Source organism: Simkaniaceae bacterium (genome assembly GCA_021734805.1).
In the GTDB taxonomy this organism is placed as follows: Bacteria; Chlamydiota; Chlamydiia; order Chlamydiales; family JACRBE01; genus Amphritriteisimkania.
On the sequence record JAIPIG010000008.1, the window covers coordinates 25,415 to 49,298 of the forward strand.

At 42.3% G+C, this 23,884-nt stretch carries 21 protein-coding genes and 2 tRNA genes; 14 read left to right on the top strand and 9 right to left on the bottom strand.

Going from position 1 to position 23,884, the window contains the following annotated elements; translation table 11 throughout:
• The first annotated feature begins 31 nt into the window (after positions 1 to 31).
• Both K9M07_02550 and rsmI read left to right on the top strand, forming a co-directional pair.
• Positions 32 to 103 (top strand) — tRNA-Cys (locus K9M07_02550).
• Positions 104 to 127: 24 nt separating this feature from the next.
• Positions 128 to 934 (top strand): 16S rRNA (cytidine(1402)-2'-O)-methyltransferase, encoded by an 807-nt coding sequence (gene rsmI, locus K9M07_02555; GenBank protein MCF7852103.1) that lies wholly within the window; start codon positions 128 to 130, stop codon positions 932 to 934.
• Here rsmI and K9M07_02560 read toward each other — a convergent pair.
• Both K9M07_02560 and K9M07_02565 read right to left on the bottom strand, forming a co-directional pair.
• Positions 931 to 2,235, bottom strand: coding sequence for an MFS transporter (locus K9M07_02560; protein MCF7852104.1), 1,305 nt, complete (start codon positions 2,233 to 2,235; stop codon positions 931 to 933). The genes rsmI and K9M07_02560 overlap by 4 nt on opposite strands.
• Positions 2,228 to 3,244, bottom strand: coding sequence for a succinylglutamate desuccinylase/aspartoacylase family protein (locus tag K9M07_02565; protein MCF7852105.1), 1,017 nt, complete (start codon positions 3,242 to 3,244; stop codon positions 2,228 to 2,230). The genes K9M07_02560 and K9M07_02565 overlap by 8 nt, the downstream gene beginning before the upstream one ends.
• A 93-nt stretch (positions 3,245 to 3,337) precedes the next feature.
• On the opposite strand from K9M07_02565, the gene groL reads away from it, so the two are divergent.
• The 3 genes from groL to K9M07_02580 are packed head-to-tail and all read left to right on the top strand — an operon-like array spanning position 3,338 to position 6,769.
• Positions 3,338 to 4,927 (top strand): chaperonin GroEL, encoded by a 1,590-nt coding sequence (gene groL / locus K9M07_02570; protein MCF7852106.1) that lies wholly within the window; start codon positions 3,338 to 3,340, stop codon positions 4,925 to 4,927.
• Entirely contained in the window at positions 4,920 to 5,861 is a 942-nt protein-coding gene (locus K9M07_02575; GenBank protein ID MCF7852107.1) for a hypothetical protein, read from the top strand. Before groL ends, K9M07_02575 begins: the two co-directional genes overlap by 8 nt.
• On the top strand, positions 5,858 to 6,769 hold the full coding sequence (locus K9M07_02580; protein ID MCF7852108.1) for a hypothetical protein: 912 nt from the start codon (positions 5,858 to 5,860) through the stop codon (positions 6,767 to 6,769). The genes K9M07_02575 and K9M07_02580 overlap by 4 nt, the downstream gene beginning before the upstream one ends.
• Here K9M07_02580 and K9M07_02585 read toward each other — a convergent pair.
• A complete protein-coding gene (locus tag K9M07_02585; GenBank protein ID MCF7852109.1) occupies positions 6,758 to 7,012 on the bottom strand; it encodes a hypothetical protein in 255 nt (84 codons plus the stop codon). The two genes, K9M07_02580 and K9M07_02585, sit on opposite strands and share 12 nt — an antisense overlap.
• Positions 7,013 to 7,141: 129 nt before the next feature.
• Between K9M07_02585 and K9M07_02590 the strand changes: the two genes are divergently transcribed.
• Genes K9M07_02590 through K9M07_02605 form a run of 4 tightly spaced genes read left to right on the top strand, consistent with a single transcriptional unit; the run spans position 7,142 to position 9,177 of the window.
• A complete protein-coding gene (locus K9M07_02590; protein ID MCF7852110.1) occupies positions 7,142 to 7,297 on the top strand; it encodes a DUF5993 family protein in 156 nt (51 codons plus the stop codon).
• Between the two features lie 17 nt (positions 7,298 to 7,314).
• Positions 7,315 to 7,818 carry a disulfide bond formation protein B gene (locus K9M07_02595; protein ID MCF7852111.1) on the top strand — a complete coding sequence of 168 codons (504 nt, stop codon included), beginning with the start codon at positions 7,315 to 7,317 and terminating at the stop codon, positions 7,816 to 7,818.
• Positions 7,819 to 7,850: 32 nt separating this feature from the next.
• Positions 7,851 to 8,744, top strand: a complete 894-nt coding sequence (locus K9M07_02600) for a metallophosphoesterase (GenBank protein MCF7852112.1) — start codon at positions 7,851 to 7,853, stop codon at positions 8,742 to 8,744.
• Positions 8,722 to 9,177 (top strand): YkgJ family cysteine cluster protein, encoded by a 456-nt coding sequence (locus tag K9M07_02605; GenBank protein MCF7852113.1) that lies wholly within the window; start codon positions 8,722 to 8,724, stop codon positions 9,175 to 9,177. Before K9M07_02600 ends, K9M07_02605 begins: the two co-directional genes overlap by 23 nt.
• On the opposite strand, the gene K9M07_02610 is transcribed toward K9M07_02605, so the two are convergent.
• Entirely contained in the window at positions 9,174 to 11,009 is a 1,836-nt protein-coding gene (locus tag K9M07_02610; protein MCF7852114.1) for a hypothetical protein, read from the bottom strand. The two genes, K9M07_02605 and K9M07_02610, sit on opposite strands and share 4 nt — an antisense overlap.
• A 160-nt stretch (positions 11,010 to 11,169) precedes the next feature.
• Between K9M07_02610 and K9M07_02615 the strand changes: the two genes are divergently transcribed.
• On the top strand, positions 11,170 to 12,921 hold the full coding sequence (locus K9M07_02615; protein ID MCF7852115.1) for a phospho-sugar mutase: 1,752 nt from the start codon (positions 11,170 to 11,172) through the stop codon (positions 12,919 to 12,921).
• A 26-nt stretch (positions 12,922 to 12,947) separates the two neighbouring features.
• Here K9M07_02615 and K9M07_02620 read toward each other — a convergent pair whose 3' ends face one another.
• Positions 12,948 to 14,975 (bottom strand): HDIG domain-containing protein, encoded by a 2,028-nt coding sequence (locus K9M07_02620; GenBank protein ID MCF7852116.1) that lies wholly within the window; start codon positions 14,973 to 14,975, stop codon positions 12,948 to 12,950.
• 305 nt (positions 14,976 to 15,280) lie between these two features.
• Here K9M07_02620 and dnaX point away from each other — a divergent pair, with 305 nt between their 5' ends.
• From dnaX to K9M07_02635, 3 genes are all read left to right on the top strand, one after another.
• A complete protein-coding gene (dnaX, locus tag K9M07_02625) occupies positions 15,281 to 16,762 on the top strand; it encodes a DNA polymerase III subunit gamma/tau (GenBank protein ID MCF7852117.1) in 1,482 nt (493 codons plus the stop codon).
• A gap of 88 nt (positions 16,763 to 16,850) precedes the next feature.
• Positions 16,851 to 17,159 carry a YbaB/EbfC family nucleoid-associated protein gene (locus K9M07_02630; protein MCF7852118.1) on the top strand — a complete coding sequence of 103 codons (309 nt, stop codon included), beginning with the start codon at positions 16,851 to 16,853 and terminating at the stop codon, positions 17,157 to 17,159.
• Between the two features lie 426 nt (positions 17,160 to 17,585).
• Positions 17,586 to 17,735: a hypothetical protein gene (locus K9M07_02635; protein MCF7852119.1), complete on the top strand. Its 150-nt coding sequence runs from the start codon at positions 17,586 to 17,588 to the stop codon at positions 17,733 to 17,735.
• A 73-nt stretch (positions 17,736 to 17,808) separates the two neighbouring features.
• Here K9M07_02635 and ptsP read toward each other — a convergent pair whose 3' ends face one another.
• Together ptsP and hprK are read right to left on the bottom strand one after the other, a co-directional pair.
• Positions 17,809 to 19,578, bottom strand: a complete 1,770-nt coding sequence (gene ptsP / locus K9M07_02640) for a phosphoenolpyruvate--protein phosphotransferase (GenBank protein ID MCF7852120.1) — start codon at positions 19,576 to 19,578, stop codon at positions 17,809 to 17,811.
• Positions 19,562 to 20,548: an HPr(Ser) kinase/phosphatase gene (gene hprK, locus K9M07_02645; protein ID MCF7852121.1), complete on the bottom strand. Its 987-nt coding sequence runs from the start codon at positions 20,546 to 20,548 to the stop codon at positions 19,562 to 19,564. Before hprK ends, ptsP begins: the two co-directional genes overlap by 17 nt.
• 410 nt (positions 20,549 to 20,958) lie before the next feature.
• On the opposite strand from hprK, the gene K9M07_02650 reads away from it, so the two are divergent.
• The gene (locus K9M07_02650) at positions 20,959 to 22,257 is read left to right on the top strand and encodes an NAD(P)/FAD-dependent oxidoreductase (protein MCF7852122.1); all 1,299 of its coding nucleotides are present in this window, start codon (positions 20,959 to 20,961) and stop codon (positions 22,255 to 22,257) included.
• Here the strand turns inward: K9M07_02650 and K9M07_02655 are convergent.
• Positions 22,239 to 22,311 (bottom strand) — tRNA-His (locus tag K9M07_02655). The two genes, K9M07_02650 and K9M07_02655, sit on opposite strands and share 19 nt — an antisense overlap.
• Before the next feature lie 49 nt (positions 22,312 to 22,360).
• A complete protein-coding gene (locus K9M07_02660; protein ID MCF7852123.1) occupies positions 22,361 to 23,761 on the bottom strand; it encodes a ComEC/Rec2 family competence protein in 1,401 nt (466 codons plus the stop codon).
• Positions 23,762 to 23,884: the final 123 nt, after the last annotated feature.

Consider the following 23,884-nt stretch of genomic DNA (forward strand, 5'->3'; position numbering starts at 1 on the left):
GTAAATCGTGCAAAATAGGCGCTTCTAATACGGTGGCATGGCCAAGTGGTAAGGCAGAAGCCTGCAAAGCTTCCATTCCCCAGTTCGAATCTGGGTGCCACCTTTTTTCATTGATATGTAACGTCTTATGCTTTATCTCATAGCAACTCCTATTGGAACCCTTTCAGATATCACTTTAAGAGGCCTTGAAACGCTTAAAAAATGCGCTCTTATCCTCGCAGAAGATACAAAAAAAAGCCTAATTTTACTGCGCCATTATGAGATCAGCACCCCCCTTGAGAGTTATCATCAATTTAACGAAGCAAAAAAGCTCGATCAGATTCTAAGGCAGCTTCGCGAAGGAAAAGAGATCGCTTTGATTAGCGATGCGGGAACACCCGGAGTTTGCGATCCGGGAGCCAGACTCGTTTCAGCCGTTCGCAGAGAAAATCTGCCGATCACCTCATTGCCGGGCCCTTGTGCTTTAGCAGTTGCCATGAGTCTAAGTGGAAATGAAATGTCTCCCACTCAATTTGTCGGTTTTTTACCTAAAAAAGAAGGCGAATGTAGGAAAACACTCCTTCAAATGCTCTCCTTTGATGGGGCAAGTTATGCTTATGAATCCCCTCATCACCTCAAAAAAACACTTCAACTGCTTCATCAATTGGATCCCGATCTGCAAGTTACGCTTTTCAAAGAGCTGACAAAATTCTATGAAGAGGTCGCTTCAGGCTCTCCTGAGGAACTTTTAATCCGTTTTGCCCTACCCAAAGGGGAATATGTGATTCAATTTTACGGCTCGTCTCAAAAACAACTCAATGTAGAGGAAAAAACTCTCTTTGATCAACTCACCGGGGAATATCACCTCAGCCCCTCCCAAGCAGTCAAACTCATGAGCTCTCTTCTTAAGAAAAATAGAAAGGAACTCTATCAAACCTTTATCCACAACGACTAACCCGCATTTTTTACGATGCGATTGAACTTGCCGATTTTTTTATCGATATTGAGTTTGTGCACGGCGTCTTGATGGCGGCAAAAGGTCTCTTTAATCAAAAGAGAGAGGATGAATGCAACAAAAAAGTAAATAGGCACAAGAGTCAGTCCTACAATAAAGGAGCCCTCGGCAATCTCGCTCCCCTGTTTGTGAATGATCGATCCTGTGATGAGTGGGGAGAGCGATGCAAATAACATGATCATCATGTTATTAAACCCAAGAGCCATCCCATACGATTTTTTAGGGGCCAGTTCGGAGATCATGACAAAAGAAATCGATTGAGAAGCCCCGGCAATGCCGATGAGTGTTGTTATCATCATTAAAATAGCGATCGATTGAATCCCCGGCACTAGATAGAGTAATGAAACTATCATTCCAATGAATGAAGAGATCACCAATACCGGTTTTCTTCGATGGGTTTTTTCTGAGACTTTGCCTAGGAAAGGACATCCAAAGGCCCATCCAAGCCAAATGAGCGACGTAATAAATGCGGCGAGAGAAACGGGGATCTCTTTGATGACCAAAAAGCTCGTTCCCCAATAGGCTCCGATGAGCGGAACAGAAGCATAAATCAATCCCCCAAAAAACATAATGAAGAAAAATTGAGGGTTTTTAAGAAGTTGGAAAAACCCCTTCTGCAAGGAAGTTCGGGGATTTAAAAAGACAAGCGTACTTTCTTCATCTGCCTCTTTCTCTTTAAAAAAGAGGCCTTCAAGGATCACTAATGCAATGCCAACGGCAACGAGTAGAAGACAGAATTGCATTGGATTATCTGTGCGATTTTGAAAATAGAGTGACAAAGGCCCACCGGCAAAAAGAGGACCTATAGCTCCTAAAAATTGGGTAACTCCCGTATAAAACCCAAATTTTTTATTTGGAAACCATTGCAAAATGACGAGTAAGTTAACGATAAATCCAAAGGAAGCCCCAAATCCCATTAAGGCACGGCTGATAAATAATGTAACAAAATCATGCGACAGATAAAAACCTAGCATCCCTAGTGTACAACTGAGTGTGGCGAGAAGAAGCGTTTTTTTAAGCCCAAAGCGCGAAGCAAAATAACCGACGGGAATTTGCATCGCGGCATAAATCATATAATAGCCCGATGTCATAAGAGAAAACTGCTCGGGAGTCAGTTGGTACGCCTTCATCAAAAATGAGGCAATGGTCCCCGGAAACACCCCAAGAAAAAACTCATATAGATAAAATAAAATAGCGATACCCCATATAAAAAAAGGGGCCATCATCTTTCTTCTACTCATATTCCATTTCAGTTGGCGACCAATTGGGAATCGTATCCATTTGGGCAATATTGACGTCTGCAATAACAATCAAACTCTCCCCTTCATTAACTAAGGGATAGCTATTGCAAGAAATAATCATTCCTTCAATAGGAGCATGCACCGTAAATTTTTGACGTGTTCCAAAAGGATCCGTAATGGTCGCTAATTTCTCACCCTTACTCACGTATTTACCAATCACCGTATTCAACTCACACATCCCGGATCCCGGAGATGTGACAACAAATGTTGAACGCGCTGTCATTCTTTGACGCATTTTTGTCTGTTTTTTAGAAAGCATTCCGAGATGCCGCAATGAACTCAAAATCCCTTTAATCCCCGTTTTGATCGTATCGGGATCGAACTTAAGGGCTTCCCCCCCTTCAAAAATCACAGTGGGAATCCCATCTTCTTTTTTTAACTGCCATAACATCCCCTGTGCATCTGTCGAATGCAGAATCATCGGAGCATCAAAGGCTTTGGCAAATTCGAGGCAATCTTTCCGATCAAGATCGGTCTCAATGTGTGGCATTTGACGAATGTGCGGCTCCCCCGTATGGATATCGATACAGTGCGTCACTTTTGATAAAACTTCAGTCGTCAGCAGATACGCAAGACGCGATGCAAACGACCCGGTTTCAGATCCGGGAAAACTTCCTGCAAGATCTCGACGATCGAGCAAATGTCTTGACTGTGTGATCAGTCCAAAAATATTCATAACGGGAATAGCAATCAGAGTTCCTGAAATTTTATTTAACAAATCTATTTCAAGCAGTTTTTGAATGATCGCGACACCATTGATCTCATCTCCATGCAGCGCAGCGCAGACGAGAAGACAGGGACCTTTGCGTTTGCCGTGAATGACGTGAATGGGAATATAACTCGGCGCACACGTATAAATTTCGGGAGTTGGAAGAGCTAAAGTGACCCTTTCACCCGGTTGAATCACCGTATCGCAAATCGATAATCGGCTATTTTTTTCAAAATCCATGCTCGCCAGTATATGCAAAGCAAAGATTGATGGCAAATGGTTGAGAAATATCTATTAATGAATTAACCTATGAACACAGTGAATAATTGAGGAATGTATATGTCAGCAAAAGAGCTCATTTTTGAAGAAGAAGCCCGTCAAAAATTACTTGAAGGAATTGAAAAACTTTCCGAAGTTGTCAAAGTCACTTTAGGCCCAAATGGTCTCAATGTAGGTCTTGACACCTCATTTGGCGCCCCGAAAATCACAAACCACGGTAATGCCATCGTTTCGGATATTGAACTTAAAGATCAATATGCGAATATGGGTGTGGCACTTGGAAAAGAAGTCGCAACAAAAGTGAAAGAGGCCTGTGGTGATGGAACGACCCTGTCTATTATACTATTAGCAGCTTTTGTTCAGGGCGGCATGAAAAACATTGCATCCGGCGCAAGCCCTATCCATATCAAACGGGGGATGGAAAAGGCCACCCAAACCGTCATTGCCGAAATCGAAAAAATGGCTCAAACCATCCGGGACGATCAAGATATTCGCAAAATTGCCACCATTTCTGCCGGTGGAGATCAAGATATTGGTGAAACCATATATCGAGCAATGCAACTTGTCGGCCGCTTTGGCGTCATCACAATTGAAGAGGGGAAATCAACCTCAACTGAAATCAATCATGTGAAGGGAATGCAATTCGATCGCGGTTTTGCTAGTGCTTATTTTGTTACAAATAACGAAAAGCAGATCGTTGAAATGACAAATCCGAGCCTTTTAATCACCGATAAGAAGATCTCAACGATTCATGACCTTCTCAATATTTTGCAATCCCTTGCTGCGACGGGAAAAGAACTGCTCATCATTGCCGATGATATCGATTCCGATGCACTATCAACCCTTGTCATCAACAAACTCAGAGGCATTTTACGCGTTTGTGTTGTCAAAGCACCCGGATTTGGCGACCGCAAAAAAGCAATGCTCGAAGATATTGCTATCTTAACAGGCGCCACACTGATAACGGAAGAGACCGGTCTACAACTTAAAGATTGTGCTGCAGATGTGCTTGGGCAGGCAACAAGTGTTGTCATCACTAAAGAGATGACAACGATTGTCACTGACGAGACCAATGCAGTAGCCGTACAAGCGCGCCTCAAACAAATCGAAAAGCAAGTCGATGAGGCCAGCAGCCATTACGATCGAGAAAAACTGACTGAGCGCAAAGCAAAACTCTCAGGCGGTGTTGCCGTCATTCAAATTGGAGCACCAACAGAGAGCGAAATGCAGACAAAAAAACAGCGCTTTGAAGATAGCCTTGCCGCGACAAAAGCATCCATGGAATATGGGGTTGTTACGGGTGGTGGCGTAGCTTACTTGCAAGCTAGTGAAACCATCGATCATTTAACCCTATCGGATGAAGAAAAAGTGGGTGCGCGTATCGTTAAAAGCGCTCTTTGCGCCCCATTAAAGCAGCTTATTCTAAACTCAGGATATGAGCCTTCTCTTATTCTTGATCAAATCACGTCAAAAAAAGGACAATGGGGATTCAATGCCCTCACAGGAAAGGTGGAAGACCTTGTTGCAGCCGGAATTATTGATCCGGCAAAAGTTCTAATTCAAGCGCTCCAAATCGCCTCTTCCTCTGCTGCTACGATTATCCTTTCAGAAGTGTTGATTGGAAACGCGGAAGATGATGAGTAAGGCTAAAACCCTATATCCAAAACGCATTGCCGTCTTGTCAGCGACAGGAATTGGCGATGCGCTTCTCATGATGATCGCTGCCCACCAATTGGCTAAGGCCGGCCATGATGTGACTCTTTTTCACGATCAACACGCTCAGTTCGCTTCCCTCTTTGACTCTCCCGTTCATTTCGAGTCCTATCCAATATCTTTCGATCCCTTGATCTCATTTGATCGCATCATTTTAGAAAATGACCATTCCAAACGCGCTCATGATCTCGCTGCCATGCGCAACCAATGCAATGAGTTCATTATTTTGTGCCATAAACCCTCTAAGCTCTTTCAAACGGGCGATTTTCTTTTTGATCCAAAAAAGAGCGTGGCAGAAAACATTCGGCAGTCCTTAAAAAAATGGATAGACGCTCCCACCTTAGACAACGGATTAAAGTCATTTTCACATTATCGCCAATATCCCAAACGCGTTGCGATTCATCCGGGGAGCAATGACTCTAAACGCAATTGGAATTTGACATCCTTTATTGCTATATCAAAGCAGCTCAAACAATGGGACTTTGACCCTATTTTTACCCTTGGCGCAAATGACGATCTCCTTTATCGCCAAATTAAGTCTTACAATGTACCGATTAAAGTCTTTCCTTCCCTCTTAGATCTCGCCGAATATTATGTCTCATCGGGGTTTTTCATTGGCAACGACTCAGGCCCCGGGCATCTCGCATCCAATCTCAAGATTCCAACGCTCACCATTTCAGGCAATTCGGCCCATGTCGCCAAATGGCGGCCCGGTTGGCACATTGGGGAAGTCGTGACACCCCTTATCCCCCTTCCGAACTTTAAAGGACTCCATCTCGCTCTTCGCGATGCCTATTGGCAACATTGGATTGGAAAACACCGCGTCTTGAAAGCCTTCAAAAAACTCTCACAATCAAAACTATGAAAATTGCAGTGATTACAGCTCAGGGATTTGGCGATGGTTTGATGATGATGACAGTCTCCCACCAACTCAAACAACATGGACATGACGTCATCACTTATAATGACCATCTTCCTCAAATGGCTTCATGGTTTGAGGGACATGTTTTTGAACCTCAACCGATACCCAACACCGATTTTTCCCATTTTGATTATATTATTTTAGAGCACGATAATAGCCCTAAGTCCAAAAACCTCATTGAGCGCTACCGTTCTAAATTGACTATTTTATATCCTTCGTATGATGCAAGACGCCATCCGCCTTTAAGCGAGCGCGATGCCATTCTCGATCCACAAAAACCTGTTGTGTGCAGTTTAGCGGAGAGTATGTCCCATTTATTTCATATCGAGTATGCTCTTGATAACGGACTTATGTTCAATCACAAAACCACTAAGTCAACCCGTCGGATTGCCATCCATCCAACCAGCTCTACCCCCCTTCGCACCTGGTCTCTCGATCGCTTTATCCACATTGCAAACTGGCTCATGAAACGGGGGTTTTCGCCCTTTTTTTGTTTGAGCGCAAAAGAGCACTCTCTTCTCAAAGCAGCCATTCCCGCATGGATTGAAACGCCTCAAATTGGGAACTTATCTGAATTGGCATCGCTACTTTTAGAATCAAAATATGTCATTGGCAATGAATCGGGCATTGTCCATCTCGCTTCGAACCTCGATCTTCCCTTTCTTGTCATTGCGGGCAACCATAAAAGAATTAGGCAATGGCAACCGGGTTGGAAACTCGGCACCATTGCAACACCCCCTTCTTGGCTTCCCAACATCAAGGGAATGCGCCTAAGAGAAAATCACTGGCAGAAATGGATCACATGCCATCAAGTGAAGTCACTTCTTCTTCAAGATCCGTTATTCTTCTGATTCTTGTTCTTCATCTAAAAAAGTGGGATCCTCTTGGTAATTATCAGCGAATTCGCTCCATTCTTTTAGTTTTTCCTTTGCTTTTTCTTTTCCCTTTTTAGCGACTCTTTTCACTTTTGGCTTCAATTTTTTAACGAATTTTTTAAAGGGTTTTTGTTCTTTTGCAGGCTGATCTACAGCTTCATCTGCAAATAAAGAAAATGCGGATAATAGTGAAATACACACGAGCAAATATTTTTTCATTGTACAATTCCAATTAAATTGATTTTTTTATTCTTCTAAATTTTATATACATAAACATATTTTTTGAGTAGGATAAGTTATAAATAAAAAAATAAGTTTACATCTTCTGTTTGCAAAAGGTTGTTGATTATGATGATAGCTTTATTTCTGATGATTCTCATTGCTATGACATGTGCCATTTTTCATCAGCGCAAAGCGGCCCTTTTTGTTATTTTTTTCAACTTGGGATTAATGCTTTTAATGTTATGGCATCATGTGACAACAGTACTTCATCTTAATTTCTAACTACGGAGCATAAAGTCATGCAAAGATTTGCGCGAACCATTAATGCTATCATGATTTTTGTGATCGTTGGCATTTTACTATCAGCTTATTATCAACAATATTCGAAAGAAGAAATGCCCTGCCCTTTATGTATTTTGCAGCGCCTCGGACTGATCTCTGCGGGATTCGGTGCCTTTCTCAATCTTTGGTTTGGTATTCGCCCTATTCACTATACAGTGACACTCTTGAGTGCAATGGTGGGAGGGACTGTTTCCATCCGGCAAATTTGTCTGCATATTTGCCCCGGTTCCCCAACCTTTGGAGTTCCCGTCTTAGGACTTAGTCTCTATACTTGGGCCTTTATCGCATTCATTTGCATTTTATTTGTAGCCGGCATTCTTCTCGCATTGCTGCGTATGGAGCAAAAAAAGCTCAAAACAAATTGGTTTGAATATTCTGCATGCATCACTTTGATCCTGATTACCCTTTCTAATTTTGTCACAACTTTTATGGAATGTGGCCTCTCGGCTTGCAAGGGATAGCAAAAATATCCCTTTTTGACTATCCTCACTGCATGAGAATTATTCATATTTCAGACTTGCATTTTGGCTTTCCCTGTTATAGCCCATCCCAATTCTTTTCAAAAAGAATGATTGGCAATGCCAATTTTCTATGGCGGCGGCGCAAAATCCACTCACACCGGTTGATCGAAGCTTTTTTAGAGCAAGTCGACGATTTTAAGGGCGATGTCGTAATGATTTCGGGCGACTTTACGACAACGGCTCAAAAAAGGGAGTTTAAAGAAGGCATCCGATTCATTCAATCGCTTCAATCCAAAGGATTGAAGGTTTTTGCCATTCCGGGAAATCACGACGCCTACACCTCAAGCGCCTATCAAAATCAGGATTTTTATCGCTATTTTGCTCCCTATCTCCCCTTTGAAGGATGGCCCGGATTCCATTTAAAACAACATTCGGTTGCCCACTTCACACTTTCAGAAACGCTTCCCCATGAGAAATCCGGGCTGGGCGTTATTCTTCTCGATTGCTCAACCAATACCAACTATTTCTCGTCAACAGGGAGAATGACCGAAAAAATAGCCATTAATTTACAGCAATTACTCTCTGAAATTCCCAAAAATCAACCGATTCTTCTCATGGGCCACTATCCTTTTTTTAAAAACGAGCACCCCAAAAGGCAACTCAAGCAGGCAGATCTTCTTCGAAAAATCATTATCTCCTCTCCTCAGATCCGCCTCTACCTTCATGGACATACCCATCGCCATGCCATTGCTGACCTTCGAGAAAATGCTTTTCCACTTATTTCAGATGCCGGCTCAATTTCCGTGAAAAAAAGGGGAACATTCAATATTATAGATTGCAGCGATGAGGCTATTCATATGACTGTTCATCGTTTTGATCAACAATGGAACGTGGAGTCGCGCCATGCCTTTAAACCTCTTACCTGAAGATGAGCCCTGGTATAAAGATGGACTTAGATTCAAATGCACACAATGTGGCCGCTGCTGTACGGGGGAACCCGGCTATGTTTGGTTAACGGAAGAAGATATTCAACGCTTCTTACAACATCTTCAAATGAATCGCGAAGCCTTCCTGAAGCGCTATACCCGCAATGTCAACGGCCGCCTTTCTCTCATTGAGCTCAAGCCCAACTATGACTGTGTTTTTTTAAAAGAGAATAAATGCAGCGCTTATGAGGCGCGCCCTATTCAATGCCGCACCTTTCCTTGGTGGAAATCGACAATTTCCAATCCCCTCTCTTGGAACCTTTCCCAATCATTTTGCGAAGGGATTAACCATCCGGAAGGTAAGCTCTATACAAAAGAAGAAATTGAACAGGGAGCCAATCCGCCGTCTCGCCGCTCAAAGGAAGAGCCCTAACTCATTATCTTTTGCAAACAGTCTAATTTAGGACTCTCCTCTTCGTAGGCAAAAGATAGGGGTTTATCGGTCATATATAACACATTTTGAGATGCTATGGCGCGCATTTCATCCGTTATATTTTCCAAACGAGGCAAAGCTAAGAAGAGCTTATAATAAGGAGAGGGATTAACGGATGTAATACCTAAAAGAAAATATAAAATAGCTTTGACTTCATTTGGCCATAAACCCGTAAGAACTATTTTGATTACTTTACGCAGAGCATCAAGATCAGCCTTCCCTTCAGGGTCATGAATAGCTCTAATCATAGGTCTAAGAATGTCCTGATCAATGGTTCGAATTCCTGTGCCTATGCAGGCAACACACTCTCTTTCTATTGATTTTAACGCACTGATACTAGCTTCCGGATGTCTTTTCCTATATTGCCTTATGACTAAAAAACATTCAAAATATCGATTGAGATCATTCAAAGTAAAAGCAAGTCTTGCTTCATTTCTTATCGAATCTTCCGATTGAGTTGCGTCTTCATAAACATAAATCCCATCTAATCGATAAAAGCGCGGAATCGCTTTGTATGGGGCAATGATCAATTCCCATTCTGCGATGCAATTTAAAAACCATTTTGATTCATCCTTTGAGCAAGGGTATTTTAAGACCTGACGAGCACAATAATAATAATATTCCCCTGAATCCGGAGCAAGTTGCTTTGCTATCATGGCTTTTAAAAACCATAAAAATTTTCTTACACTCATATTTGGATGGATATCTGCTATGATAGATTCCGAATCGATGTCACGTATGATACCCCATGCTTCTTCTATTTTATCATCATTATATAAAGCCGTTGCTTCCAAAGTCAAAAATGAAGGCAAAACCCAAGTGGGCCAATCAGGTCGATATTGCTCTTTAATGTCGTCAATGAGTCTGATGATTTCCTTAAAATCAGATGATTTCAATAACACCATGATGTATACTATCTTGATGCGCAATTGATTCTCGAGATCTATTTTCAATGATTCTTCTATAAGTTCTTTGAATATAATATGCGTTTTTTCACAAATTTCCTTCGTACTCGCTGAAATAATGGCTAATAATAACTTTCTTTCTACAAATAACTTTTGCGTATTAGAATCCGTGCAATCGCCTTCCACTATCTCAGACTCTAAAAGCTCTATCGCCTCATCATATTTATTTTGACCTAATAGAAGATGGCATTGTCGTTTATTTTCTAAAAGAAGCGGCCAATCCTGTGAAATCGCACGAAAAATGGGTGTTATTCTTTGCATGAATATGTTTGAAATTTTATCTTCCATTGCTTTCATCTGAGGATCAAAAGACAGAGCGATCTTACCTATTCGATCCATTTTAGAGGAATTTAGCCCCATTCTTTCAGATATATCCGGTGAAGAAGTGATCACTCCTAAGCAAGACCTTCCGATAATTAAAAAGAGTCTTGCTTGATCCGGTCCATCTAAATGCTTATTTTTGAGTGCCCTCACTGCTATTGAAATCGATTTTTTGTATGCGTTGTCTATCAATGCAGCATGTGCTTCTAGGGAAAAAAAAAGGCTTTCCTCACCGCTAGTTAACTCATGTGAGGCTAATAATATCCGGCGAAAAATGGCGTAACACACCTTTCCCCTATAGCAGTCAACACCCCCAACAGAAGGTCTGAGAAGTGTGTATGCAACCTCAAAATAATCATATGAGTGCCCTTTAATTTGAGATTGGGCATCGCGTAAAAAGGGGGGATAAAGCACAGGCTCTCTATCATAACCAACTGATTTAAAATCATTAAGCAATTCTCTGTCTAAAATTTGAGGCAGGATCATATTCACACCAAAATAAAAATGGTCGATTATACTAAAAACCGATTAATCGGATCATGTTAAAAAAAAATTTATACCGGGAGTGATTCATATGACTTCATGCTTTGACTATTATTTTCAATCAACTATATTGATCGGTAGAAATAACGTAAAAGGTAACCTCATGTCTCGAGACATCGCCTCAATGGTCGATCAATGGTTAAAAGGTGACTACGACAATGAAACAAAGCAAGAAATTCTAAAGCTTCAAACAGATGCGCCTCAAATGCTTCGGGACGCTTTCTATAAAGACCTCGAATTCGGGACAGGGGGAATGAGGGGGCAAATGGGAGTCGGAACAAATCGACTCAATATCTATACGATTGGCCGTGCAACACAATCCCTTGCCAATTACATCAATGACAACTTAAGATTAAACAATCATCTCAGTGTCGTTATTTGTTACGATTCAAGACACCACTCACATGAATTTGCTCTTTACGCGGCTCGCGTCCTTGCCGGCAATCAAATTCACGTTTGGATGAGTCCGGAACTACGTCCTACACCATTCACATCTTTTATGGTCAGACAAAAAGGAGCCGTTGCGGGAATTATGATCACAGCTTCTCATAATCCCTCGGAATATAACGGTTATAAAGTCTATGGCCCCGATGGGGCACAAGTCGTTCCTCCCCATGATTGCGGAATCATTCAAGAGTATGAAAAGATTAAATCCTTAGATGAGATCCGTTTAGCAGCTGAAAACTCCCCCCTCATTCACACGATGACGGCTCAGGATGATGATGCCTTTATTGAGGCAATCACCCACCTGCAAATCCATCAAAAAGAGAGCCTTGATTTTGGAGATGCACTTCATATCCTCTACTCCAGTCTTCATGGCTGCGGAATGACTCTAATGCCTAAAGCTCTTAAAGCCTGTGGTCTCACCCACATCTCATTCGTGAAGAGCCAAGTCATCCCCGATGGGGATTTCCCGACAGTGAAAAAACCCAATCCCGAAGAACTCCCTGCCCTCCAAATGGGCATCGATCAAATGCAAAAAGAGAAATGCGATCTTTTCATAGCAACAGATCCCGATGCCGATCGCGTCGGTGTCGTCGTCATGCATCAAAATAAACCCGTTGTCTTGACCGGAAATGAAATTGCTTCGATTTGTCTCTATCACCTTGCCAATACGCTGCAACAAAAAGGGGGCTTAACAAAGAATCATACCGTTCTCACCACCATTGTGACAACGCGCCTCTTAAAAAAAATTGCCGCTGATTTTAACTTGCAATATTTCGATCTTCTGACGGGATTTAAATACATCGGCGAAAAAATCCATCAATTTGAAGAAGAGAGCAACCCCCATCAATTTCTCTTTGGTGCGGAAGAATCCTATGGTTATCTCATGGGAACTCATTCGCGAGATAAAGACTCTTTTGTCACCTCATGCTTCATTGGACAAATGGCTTTACACCTGAAACTAAAAGGTTTAACCCTGATCGATCAGCTCTATGATATTTATCAACGCTATGGAATTCATCGAGAGGGACAAGTCACGATTGCTTTAGAAGATTCGGAAGCGGGCGCTCGCAAAAAAGATGCAATCATGAACTCATTTCGAGATCCTAACCTCACCGCTTTTGCCGATATGGCCCTCGTTCAAATCGATGATTATAAAATCGGAAAAGGGCGCCACTTAATGACAGGCGAAACTTATCCCCTTCACCTTCCAAAATCCGATACGATTGTCTTCAAATGCGATGATGAGAGCGAAATTATCGTCCGCCCCTCAGGAACCGAACCCAAGATCAAAATCTATGGACTGATGCAACTCAAATCATTTCTCACCATTGAAAAGGGAATCAACGACCTTGATACTATCCTTAAATCAAGACTGACGGCAATCCGGGAACAATTCCATCAAAAATAGAGTTTTTTACTTTATTTCGAGATCGTCTATTTTTTCTTTTCAGGGTATTTGATGCGTAAATGACGTGTAATCGAGAGCGTTTTAGAGATCACTTTCTTGACAAGACCTAACTCCTCAAAGGTAAGCCTACATTCATCGAATTGCCCCTCTTCCGCTTTATCTTCCACTAAGCGATTGACAAGTGCTTCAATTGTTTTTTCACTCGGCTCTTCTAAAGAGCGAGAGGCGGCTTCAATCGTATCGGCAATCATGATAATAGCCGACTCTTTGGATCGGGGCTTTGGCCCCGGATAGCAAAACTGCTTTTCATCCACAGCTTCGATATTCCCCTTCATGAGCTCAACTTGCTTGCAATAAAAATAGTAGACGAGGGTTGTCCCATGATGCTCTAAGATGATATCGATAAAGCTCTTGGGAAGCCCATATTTCCTAGCAAGGTTAACCCCCTCCGTGACGTGAGCGATAATCACCTGTGTTGATTCAAGCGGCGTGAGGAGTTGGTGAATGTCGAAAGCCCCGAGCTGATTTTCAGTAAAGTAATGGGGGTTAAAGAGTTTTCCAATGTCGTGGTACATACTTGCAACGCGGCAAAAAAGACCATTAGCGCCTATGGCATGTGCGGCAGCTTCAGATAAACTCCCTACGACAAGCGAGTGTTGATATGTTCCCGGCGCTTCAAGACTTAAGCGGCGTAAAAGCTCATTACTTGGATCGACGTATTCCATCAGCGTAATGTCAGTCATCACATGAAAGAGCGACTCAAGAGCGGGGAGAAGAGCAACAACAATAATCGCAATGATCAAGAGGAAGACAAATGTCGAAACGAAATCAAAAATCAAAAAAACATCAAAAAAGTGATTTTCATACAGTTTAAAGGCGACAAGAGCCGGGATTAAACTGAGCCATGCACGACTTGTCGCTTCAAAAATCTCTTTTCGTTTGCGCAAGGCTTTGGAAAAGAGAATGATCGCCAAACCGCCGACAATGTTAATAAAGAGAAAGCGGCTATGATCAACTGCTAGGGAAATAGCTAAAATCACTGATAGAAAGAGCGTTGTGAAAATCGCTAAGTGCTTATTGAGCAAAATACAAATTAAAATAGCCGTAAATGGAATGACGAGCGGGTAGCGGATCATCTCCATTAATTGACTCCCCGAACGCAAGAGAACATACTCGAGTCCCTTTGCCAGCCCCAATGTCAATACGATAATGACAACATAGAGAAATAGCTTTGAAGATGAATCATAAATGGCTTTGTGATTCATCTTCAGATACATCGAACCGAGAACCACAATAATTAAGGCAAAGAGCAAGCTAGCAAAAATTGATTTCACCTGCCAAATATTGCGATTTTCACCGATGGCTCTTTTCATCGCTTTGAGCATGGCAACATGCCGCTCAGTCACAACATCGCCCTGATTGATGATATTGCGCCCGGCTTTGATACGGGTATATTTTTCAGGAATACTCGCCTCGATGGCATGTCTAAAGATGCGGTGGATCTCATGATCCTCCTCAAGCTGCCACTTATCCTGTTTAAAATAACCCAAAATATAGGAAATAACAGCCGGATTAAAATCATATTTTTTGACAATCATATATTCGATATGCTGCCAAAAAGTATTGGGAAGAGTGAGTGGCTTTTCAGTTGTAAGACTCTGAATGACTTGATAATAAGTCACGGGAATATCTGACTCACGCAATCGCTGGAAGGTACGCGGATCTGTCAATCTCGACTCAATGAGATACTCCTCAATGACATCGGCAGCATTGTACATCTCTTCAAAGGTTGTCTTGCTAATTCTCGAACGCCAATCGCGATGATGGATTAAGAAATTTTCAAATTCAAACCGTTTTGTTTTGATCTCATTTTGATTGATCATCAAAATAAGTCCAATATCCCTAACAGCTTCCTGTTTGAGAATAAGCGTAGCTTCGCGATCGGGGAATTCAAAGTCAACCTGAGCGACAATGTAGCCCTGTGATTGCGCGCCGATCTCAAGAGATTCCACCCTTACTTCTTTAAAATGCAAAAAACAAAAGAAAATGAGCATCAAAAAGAAACTCAAAGCGAATCTCTTCCAGAAATAGGAACTTTTCAAGAGTTCAATCACCAACTTACTCTCATAAAATGATTTATGATACGAATTATCTCAATTTTGCAACTTTTTAGGATTGAAGGTTCAAGCTCGACTTTGCAAAATCAAGATTATACTTTATTAAGTAATAATTAGGCCTATTTTTTTACATAGCTTAAATCCCCTCTTTCTCACAACCTAAGAGACAACAAAGCTTAAACTTGACTTAAGGGCTCAGCTTAAGGAATAATAGGTCAACTATTGGATATGGGATTTAATCTATGACCCGCTATCAAGTCATTGCAAAAAAGTTTAGGCCTCAAACATTTGCAGAGGTTTTTGGGCAAGCACCCATCATCACGACGCTCAAAAATGCATTGCGCATGCAAAGAGTTGCACACGCCTATTTATTCACCGGCTGTCGCGGGAGCGGAAAAACAACGCTTGTCCGCCTTTTTGCCAAAGCGATCAACTGCCATTCCCTCTCCAGCGATTTTGAACCCTGCAATGCCTGTCCTTCTTGTCTTGATATTATGTCGGGACGCTCACTGGACATCCTCGAAATCGACGGCGCTTCTAATCGCGGCATTGACGATATTCGGCAAATTAACGATACCGTTGGCTATGCCTCAACGCATGGCGGTTATAAAATCATTATCATCGATGAAGTGCATATGCTGACCAAAGAGGCATTTAATGCGCTTCTCAAGACACTTGAAGAGCCACCGGAAAATGTAAAATTCTTCTTTGCGACAACCGAACCCCATAAAGTTCTCTCTACAATCACAAGTCGTTGTCAACGCTTTGATCTGGCGCGCATCCCCCCTGATGAGATGATGAAAAAACTCAAGCGCGTCGCAGCAGAGCTCGACATCGATATCGATGATAATGCGCTGAAACTCATCATTAAGATCTCAGAGGGATCTTTAAGGGATGCCGAATCGCTTCTCGATCAAGCCATTTGTTACCAAGAAGGGCGAACGACAGAAGAATCCATCCGTTCAATGCTTGGCCTTCTCCCCCTCGATATTTTTGCAAAAATCGATGAGGCGTACGCCGCTACAAAACCGGATCAGGCATTTCATATTGGCCATCATATTTTCAATAGTGGCATCGATCTCCACTATTTTTTTGAGATGCTCCTCGATCATTTCCGCCATATTCTCCTCTTCTTTTATAACATCTCTCATGAACATGACACCTACTCCGCAGAAGCAGCTGAACATTATAAGAAAACAACACACATTTACTCCAAAGAGACCGTTTTATCGATTATCTCTTATCTGACCGAACTCCTCTCCCATCAAGGACGGGCCAGCCTTCGTAAAATCGATATCGAAATGACCCTCTTGTATATATTGAGACAAAAAAATCGCGTGACATACGAAGCTCTTACCGAGCATCTCAATCGGATTGCCGATAAAATCAATACCCCAAAGCCAACTAAAGGACAGGAGCATACATCTACTCCCCCTCCTCAAGTCGCTCCCCCTCTTCCGATCATTGAAGAGCGCGCCGTGATTGAACACGCATTGCCCCCCTCCCCGGAACCGATCCCTCGTGACCCCCCCATGGAGTTTGCACAGCAGCAAAGCCTTCTCTCATCGCTAGACCCCAAACCAATGCCTTCAGGATCAATTCCTTCAGAACAGGCCGCAGAGAGTTTCTCTAAACCATTGGAAATCAATATGGAAAAAATCAAGAGAGAAACCCTCCTCAATTTTGCAGCCGTTGAGCTCAAAGGCAGACTGACCTCCAAATAGTTTTTGCCATGAAAATGGCGTGCTTAGAATACAAAAAAGTGTTATAATTCCATATTCAATTAAATCATTAACACTTGAGGCATAAGCGATGGGTAGCGGCTTTTCGAAAATGAAAAAACAGGCAAAACGCTTTGAAGAGCAATTTTCAAAATTCCAAGAAGAATTGAAAGCAAAAGAGTTCGAAGGACAAGCAGGAAATGGGCTTGTCAAAGTCATTCTTAATGGAGAAAAGAAACTTAAGTCTTTGACTATCAACCCCGAATGCGTTGACAAAGATGACATCGAAGGCCTTCAAGATCTGATCATCGGTGCTTTTGCAGATGCGGAAAGCAAAGTCTCTGATGAAAGTCCTAATATGGGCGGTGGGCTTCCCGCAGGCCTCGGCGGCTTATTCTAAAATTTCCTCCCATAAATAGGAGGCGATTTTTTTGACGGTTAAGAAATATTGGCATCACATCGTTGGTCCCGTGAGCTCCCTGCTTGGATCCAAAGAGCTTGGCCTCCGTTCAAAACACCTTGTAAAATCTAAATCATATTCAAAAAATACAAGGTAAAAAATAAAGTCATCGAAACAATGATGTATATCCCTATGAGAAACATAGTACAGGCTAGGTCATAGTAATCATGAACCACGGTAGCAATCAACAGATTGCAAGTGCTTTGTTGCATAATTCGATAAACTATCAGGTTATTGACCATAAGGATTTTAACAACCACAGAGAGCACAGAGAAAAATCAAGAAAATGCACATTCCGGCACCTCTGTGAGCTCTGTGCTCTCTGTGGTAAAAACTAATAATGAGCATGTTAGATAAAAATGAATTATGCAACGCCGATTGCAAGTGATATTTATCTTTAATATACCGGGAGTGATTCAAGAGTTGGAATTTTTAGAAGCCGGCTATAGCGATGGTCGATCGGGTCGAAGGCCCTTCTACCTGAAAGGGCGCGCTATTGACAATAGGCAGAGGTGAGATAAATCGACCAAGCGGGGATGCCCGGCGACAAAAAAAAACAACTCTTGAATGACGAGCGGTATAAATGGTATTAATCCCCATGGCGACAGTAATCTTCTGTCAGCAGCCGGTGAATATCATGCGCTGTCTTCAAAGTCAGCGCTTTTTTTGATAGCTCCCGCGCTTCTTTCATATTGATTTTGCACACCGTATGTTTGATTAAGGGAACATAACGGGGTGAACAGGAGAGATGGTTGATCCCCATTCCAATGAGCAGGGCCGTGAATAACGGATTTGAGGCCATTTCTCCACAAATACTCACGGGGATACGCTGCGCTTTAGCACTGCGGGCAATCATATCGAGCATACGAATAATGCTGGGATGCGAGGGTTGATAGATTTCGGCAATCGATGAATTTACCCGATCAACGGCAAGCGTGTATTGAATGAGATCATTGGTCCCAATTGAAAAGAAATCCGAGTGTTCTGCAATCGCCTCGCTCATCATAACGGCTGCAGGAACTTCTATCATGGAACCAATTTTGAGATTTTTTTTAATGCGGTGCCCTGAAGCGATTAAATCTGTTGAAATCAGCTCAATAAAGCGCTTCACTTCCAGAAGCTCATCCACATCGGTGATGAGCGGCAACATCAAATGAACGTTATACCCACTTGCCGCTCGTAAAAATGCCCTAAGTTGCAACCGAAAAAAATCGCGGTGTCTTAACAAAAAGCGGATGGAGCGGCAACCGAGTGCCGGGTTGGCCTCATCATACTCACTTTTAAAAAATTGCTTGTCTCCCCCAATATCAAAGACGCGGAAGTAAATCGGTTTTTGCCCGGATCTTTTGAAAAAGTTGCGGTAAATTTCAAACTGACTCTCTTCGGAAAAATCTTTGGTTTGATGCGTGAGAAAAATATATTCGGATCGAAATAGACCAATCCCATCGGCCTTAAATTGTTCAATTAAAGGGGCATCATTGATATTTTCGATATTTGCATAGACATGGATTTTTTCTCCGTCCTTTGTCTTAGCTTGATCAAGAAGGTGCTGTGAAAAAAACAGCATCTTCTTGTGATGCTCTTCTTTAAGTTTTTCATATTTAGCAAGCGTTTTATCTGAGGGACGCAAAATGACAAGACCTGCCGTTCCATCAACAATCACCTTGCAATTTTTGTGATTGAAAAAAAGAGCCACATCGAGAGAAGAGATATAGGGGATCCCTTTAGCTCTGGCAATCAGTGCCGCATGCGACGTATTACTTCCGACTTGAGATAAGAAGGCCTTTACTTTTTCTTTGGGGGCTTCTGCCGTATCAGAGAGTGCAAGCTCTCTGGCAACGAGAATGGAATCGGGGGGCAGGTGGGAAAATGCCCGCTTAGTTTGTGGGGAGAGATGTTTTAAAATCCGTGAAGATAAATCTTTTACATCGGTCAATCTCTGTCGAAAAAATGCATCTGCTATTTTCGAAAATTGCGCCTCATACTCCTGAATAGCCGTTTGAAAAACCGCTTCCGTATTGAATAACATCGTGTGAATGCGATTTTCCATCATCGTCGTCATAAAAGGGTCTTGCAACATTTGGATATGGCCATCGATAATCGTAATGGCTTCGACAGAGCCCTCTTTCGCAAGAGATTCTTGAACGCGAAACAGATCTTCGCGCGATGAGCTGAGTGCTTTACGATAGCGCTGGATTTCATGGTTGACTTCGCGCTTTGTGATAGAAAAACGGGGCACCTCTCTAGGTTGAATCTCTTCAAGCAGATGCAGTGTCCCTATTGCAATTCCTTCGCTAATTGAAATTCCCTGCAATTGAATTTCTATATCAAGAAGCGTTTCTTCACCTTGCAGTGTCATAATACTCTCTTGCACCCTTACCGTATTTTCTTTTTGCCATCATTTGCCGCTTTGAAATCGTTTCAAGCAATTTAACATTAAACTCTTTTGCCGAATTATATCCCATTCCTTTCAAACGGTGATTGAGAACAATTGTTTCAAGAAGCAAAACGACATCGCGTCCCGGTTTGACCGGCATGACATAAAACGGAACCTTAATGCCCAGAAGATCACAATGTTTTTCTTCAAGGCCAATGCGATCATAAAAATGCTGATCATCCCACTCTTCGAGTTTGACAATTAAATTGACAACCATTGATTCACTGACGCAAACGGCCCCATACAAATGGGCCACATTGATAATCCCAATCCCACGAATTTCCAGCAAATGGCGTGTCAGTTCCGGTCCCGTTCCCTCTAAATAGCGCCCCTCTCTTTTTTTAATCATGACCACATCATCTGAAATGAGTCGATGCCCCCTTTCAATCATTCCCAACGCCGTTTCACTTTTCCCCACGGAAGAATCCCCTTGAATCAGGACTCCAAGACCAAATGCTTCAACCAGTGTCCCATGACATGATAGTGTAGGCGAAAATTCTTCAGATAAAATGACGGTGAGTTTGTTCAGTAAATTCATGGTCACAAGCGTCGACCTAAATAGAGGAATACTTTCGCGGTGACACAACTCAACGAGTTCTTTAGGAGGGCGAAAACGGCGTGCCACAATAACGGCCGGAACTTTTTTAGATAAAATACCCACAAGACGCTCATAACGCACTGCACTTGGAATATGCCTTAAATAATCGATCTCAACGCGACCGAAAACGAGAAGTCGCCGCTCGGCATAACCTTTAAGATATCCGGCTAAACTCAATCCGGGACGTTCCGTTTCCGGGATTTTAATTTTGCGGGATAATCCTTTTTCACCCGAGAGCAACTCTAAGTTGAGTTGTTTAGAATACTTTTCATATAAATCACGCACGCTTAGCATGCACCACCTATTTGTGAGGGCCCTGCTCGAAAGTCGAGGTTAATCGTTATACATAATCGTGTATATACAAAACAAATTAAAAAACTCCCTCCATGAACGGAAGCCAAGCGGAGAAACTACGGTTTGGCCTCCATTCAAAAGTCGAGACATAAATGAATTCATTTGTGTATATATTGGCATTAGCTCGACTTTGCAACTTTTTGGACCCGAAGGCCTCGAGATATTTGTTTTCGGGGGAGTTATTAAAACCGGGAAGGGGTTTTTTACCCCTTCCCAGTTTTAATAATCTCCTAGCTCGACCTACAGTCGAGCGTCCGAGAGCAAATAGACGAGGCAGGCGGGCCCAAACATTATCAAACTGGCGATTAGGGCTCGTAAACTTAGATACCGAAATGACCTGAAGGATTTCAATGCATTATGATGTAGTGATTGTCGGTGGTGGATTTGGCGGCCTCACGCTTGTGAGATCGCTTGTTCATTCGCGACTAAAAGTGTGCTTAATCGACAAAAAAAATCACCATTTATTTCAACCGCTCCTCTATCAGGTAGCGGCTGCAGCTCTATCTCCCGCCGATATTGCCATTCCTTTGAGAGAAATTTTGAGCCCTTATCGAAATGTGACCGTCATTATGGGTGAGATCATTGATGTTGATAAAGTGGAAAAAGAGGTGATATTAGGTAATGGCGATCGCATTCATTTTGAAACGCTGGTTCTTGCACCGGGTGCATGCCACTCTTATTTCGGACATAATGAATGGGAGGTCTTTGCTCCGGGTCTTAAAACCATTACGGATGCCATTAAAATCCGTGAAAACATTTTAGTCTCTTTTGAAAAAGCGGAACGACTCGAATGTCAAAAAGAAGCAGAGAAATATCTCAATTTTGTCATTATTGGTGGAGGGCCAACCGGTGTTGAAATGGCCGGAGCCATTGCCGAAATCGCTTATAAAACGATGTTTCAAAATTTTAGACAAATCAATCCGGAAAAAGCAAATATTTATCTCGTTGAGGGGATGAATCGCCTTCTCCCCCCCTACCCGGAATCGCTCTCTGCTCGAGCAAAACGCGATCTAGAAAAAATGAATGTTAAAGTGATGACCAATCAAATGGTCACCAATGTGACAAGTGAAGGGGTTGAAATCGGTGACGAGTTTATCCCCTGTAAAAATGTGATCTGGGCAGCGGGAAACCAAGCATCCCCTCTTCTTAAAAAACTCGATGTGGAACTCACCCGTGCAGGGACAGTGATCGTCAATTCCGATCTCTCGATTCCCAACTGTCCTAATATTTTTGTCATTGGTGATGCCGCCTGCTTTAAAACCCCCGGGGGACACATTCTTCCCGGAATCGCTCCCGTTGCTATTCAGCAGGGAAAATACCTCTCTAAAATAATAAAAAAGAAACTCCCTCAAACCAAGAGAAAACCATTTACTTATTTTGATAAGGGATCAATGGCAACCATTGGAAAAGCAAAAGCGGTGGGCTTTATCGGTAAAATCAAACTTACGGGATTCATTGCCTGGCTTGGCTGGCTCGCCCTTCATGTTCTTTATCTTGCGGGATTTCGCAATCGCCTCAGCGTAGCACTTCAATGGTTTTTTCACTATGTGGGTGGAATGCGGGGCGCTCGGATTATTTATCGAACGATTGATGAGGAACTCCCCCAATCAAACAAGGTTAGAAAAGGATGGGCGAACGACGGGACTTGAACCCGCGACAACCGGAACCACAATCCGGTGCTCTACCAACTGAGCTACGATCGCCATCTGGGGCATCATTTTGCCAAATCAACCTGTTTTATATCAAGATGAATTACAAATAGAGGAACCGGCGCTCTTCTTCTTTCCTCCCCTTATACCATATCCCAAACCCTGTGGGTATCACCAATAACAGCACCAAAACCCCGGGATGCATTGCATCGAGCGCAATGCGATAATCAAGAGACACGGGAAAATGCTCCAATCCCTCTAAAACGAGATACGTTACCGTATCAAGGACCTTGAATAGATAGGGAATCGCTAAAGAAAAAAGGAGCAAAACAAAAATCAAAGCGATCAGTGCCGGCATAAATAAGTTATAATACAAGCTCAGTAAAGGAAATTTTTGAAATAAGAAAAGAACACCCGGAAGCATCAATACGAGAACAGATGCATTCACGACCAAGACTTTTCTCAATAGGGAATTTAAAATATAAGCGATGAGGGAAATGGGATTCAATGATTTGACTTCTTCAGACGTCCTTTTAATCAAAAGTTTGGAAAAAATAATCTCCATCGGCGCATAAAAAAGAAGCAATGAAAAACAGGCCAAAAAGCTGAGCTGAAATCCCAATTGAAGCGCTAAAAAGGGGTCATAAATAAGTAAGATCGCAGCACAGGCACCCAAGGTGTTCAAGGCATTGCTCCTTAAACTAAAGAGATCGGCAATCAGTAAAACAAGCGCCATGATATAAGCTCTTTTAACTGAAGCAAATTGCCCCGTAAAGCCAAAATAGAGCGTTGCGAAAATCATGAGCAAGATCAGATGGGTGCGTTTGTCCATTTTTTTTAAAAGCAAAGATAATAACCCGATGAGCACAGAAAAATGAAATCCCGATATAGCGAGTAAATGCCCCAATCCCAACCGATTAAAGAGCATTCGAATGCTTAAATTAATATGGTCTCCCGTCAATAATATATAGTTAAAATCGGCTGCTTTTGCATGTTTCATATGGCGATGCATCCATCGTTTAATCAATTGTTTCATCGCAAATTGCTTTTTAAAAAAATGAGCTCCTCCTTTATCTTGATGCCACTTTATTTGAAAGAGATAGCGATGCGGTTGATATTGAATCAATGTTCCCAAAGCGAGGAGGTCTTGTCCCCGTATTTTCTCAAGCTGCTTCCCATAAATAATGACGGGCTGCTGATTTAATTCAATCCGCTCATCTCCCTGTGATTGAAAGTGCAAGAGCTCACCTTTCATTCGGTAACGCGATCCATAATGGGTTGGAATAAGCTCAAGCTCTTGAATATGCAAATGAGCGTATCCGTTAACGGATTCAAAGGAGTAATGGGGATAGAGAAAGTGGGTATAACAATAGCTCATGCCCGTTAACACAATCACAATAGCCATTTTGTGATAAGCCATCGCAGCAAAACAAAGAAATGAAATGATCAGCCAGGGATTGAAGTAAAAAGCGAAGTAACACCCAAAAACAATCGCTAAACCCATGAATAGAGCCGGTCTTTTTTCCCAGAAACAAGCACAAGTTGTTAAGAATTGGGGCACAAACGAAATGAGTCCTCACCTCCACTTGAAAATCAAAGAATCGGTATATACCAAAATGAATTGAAG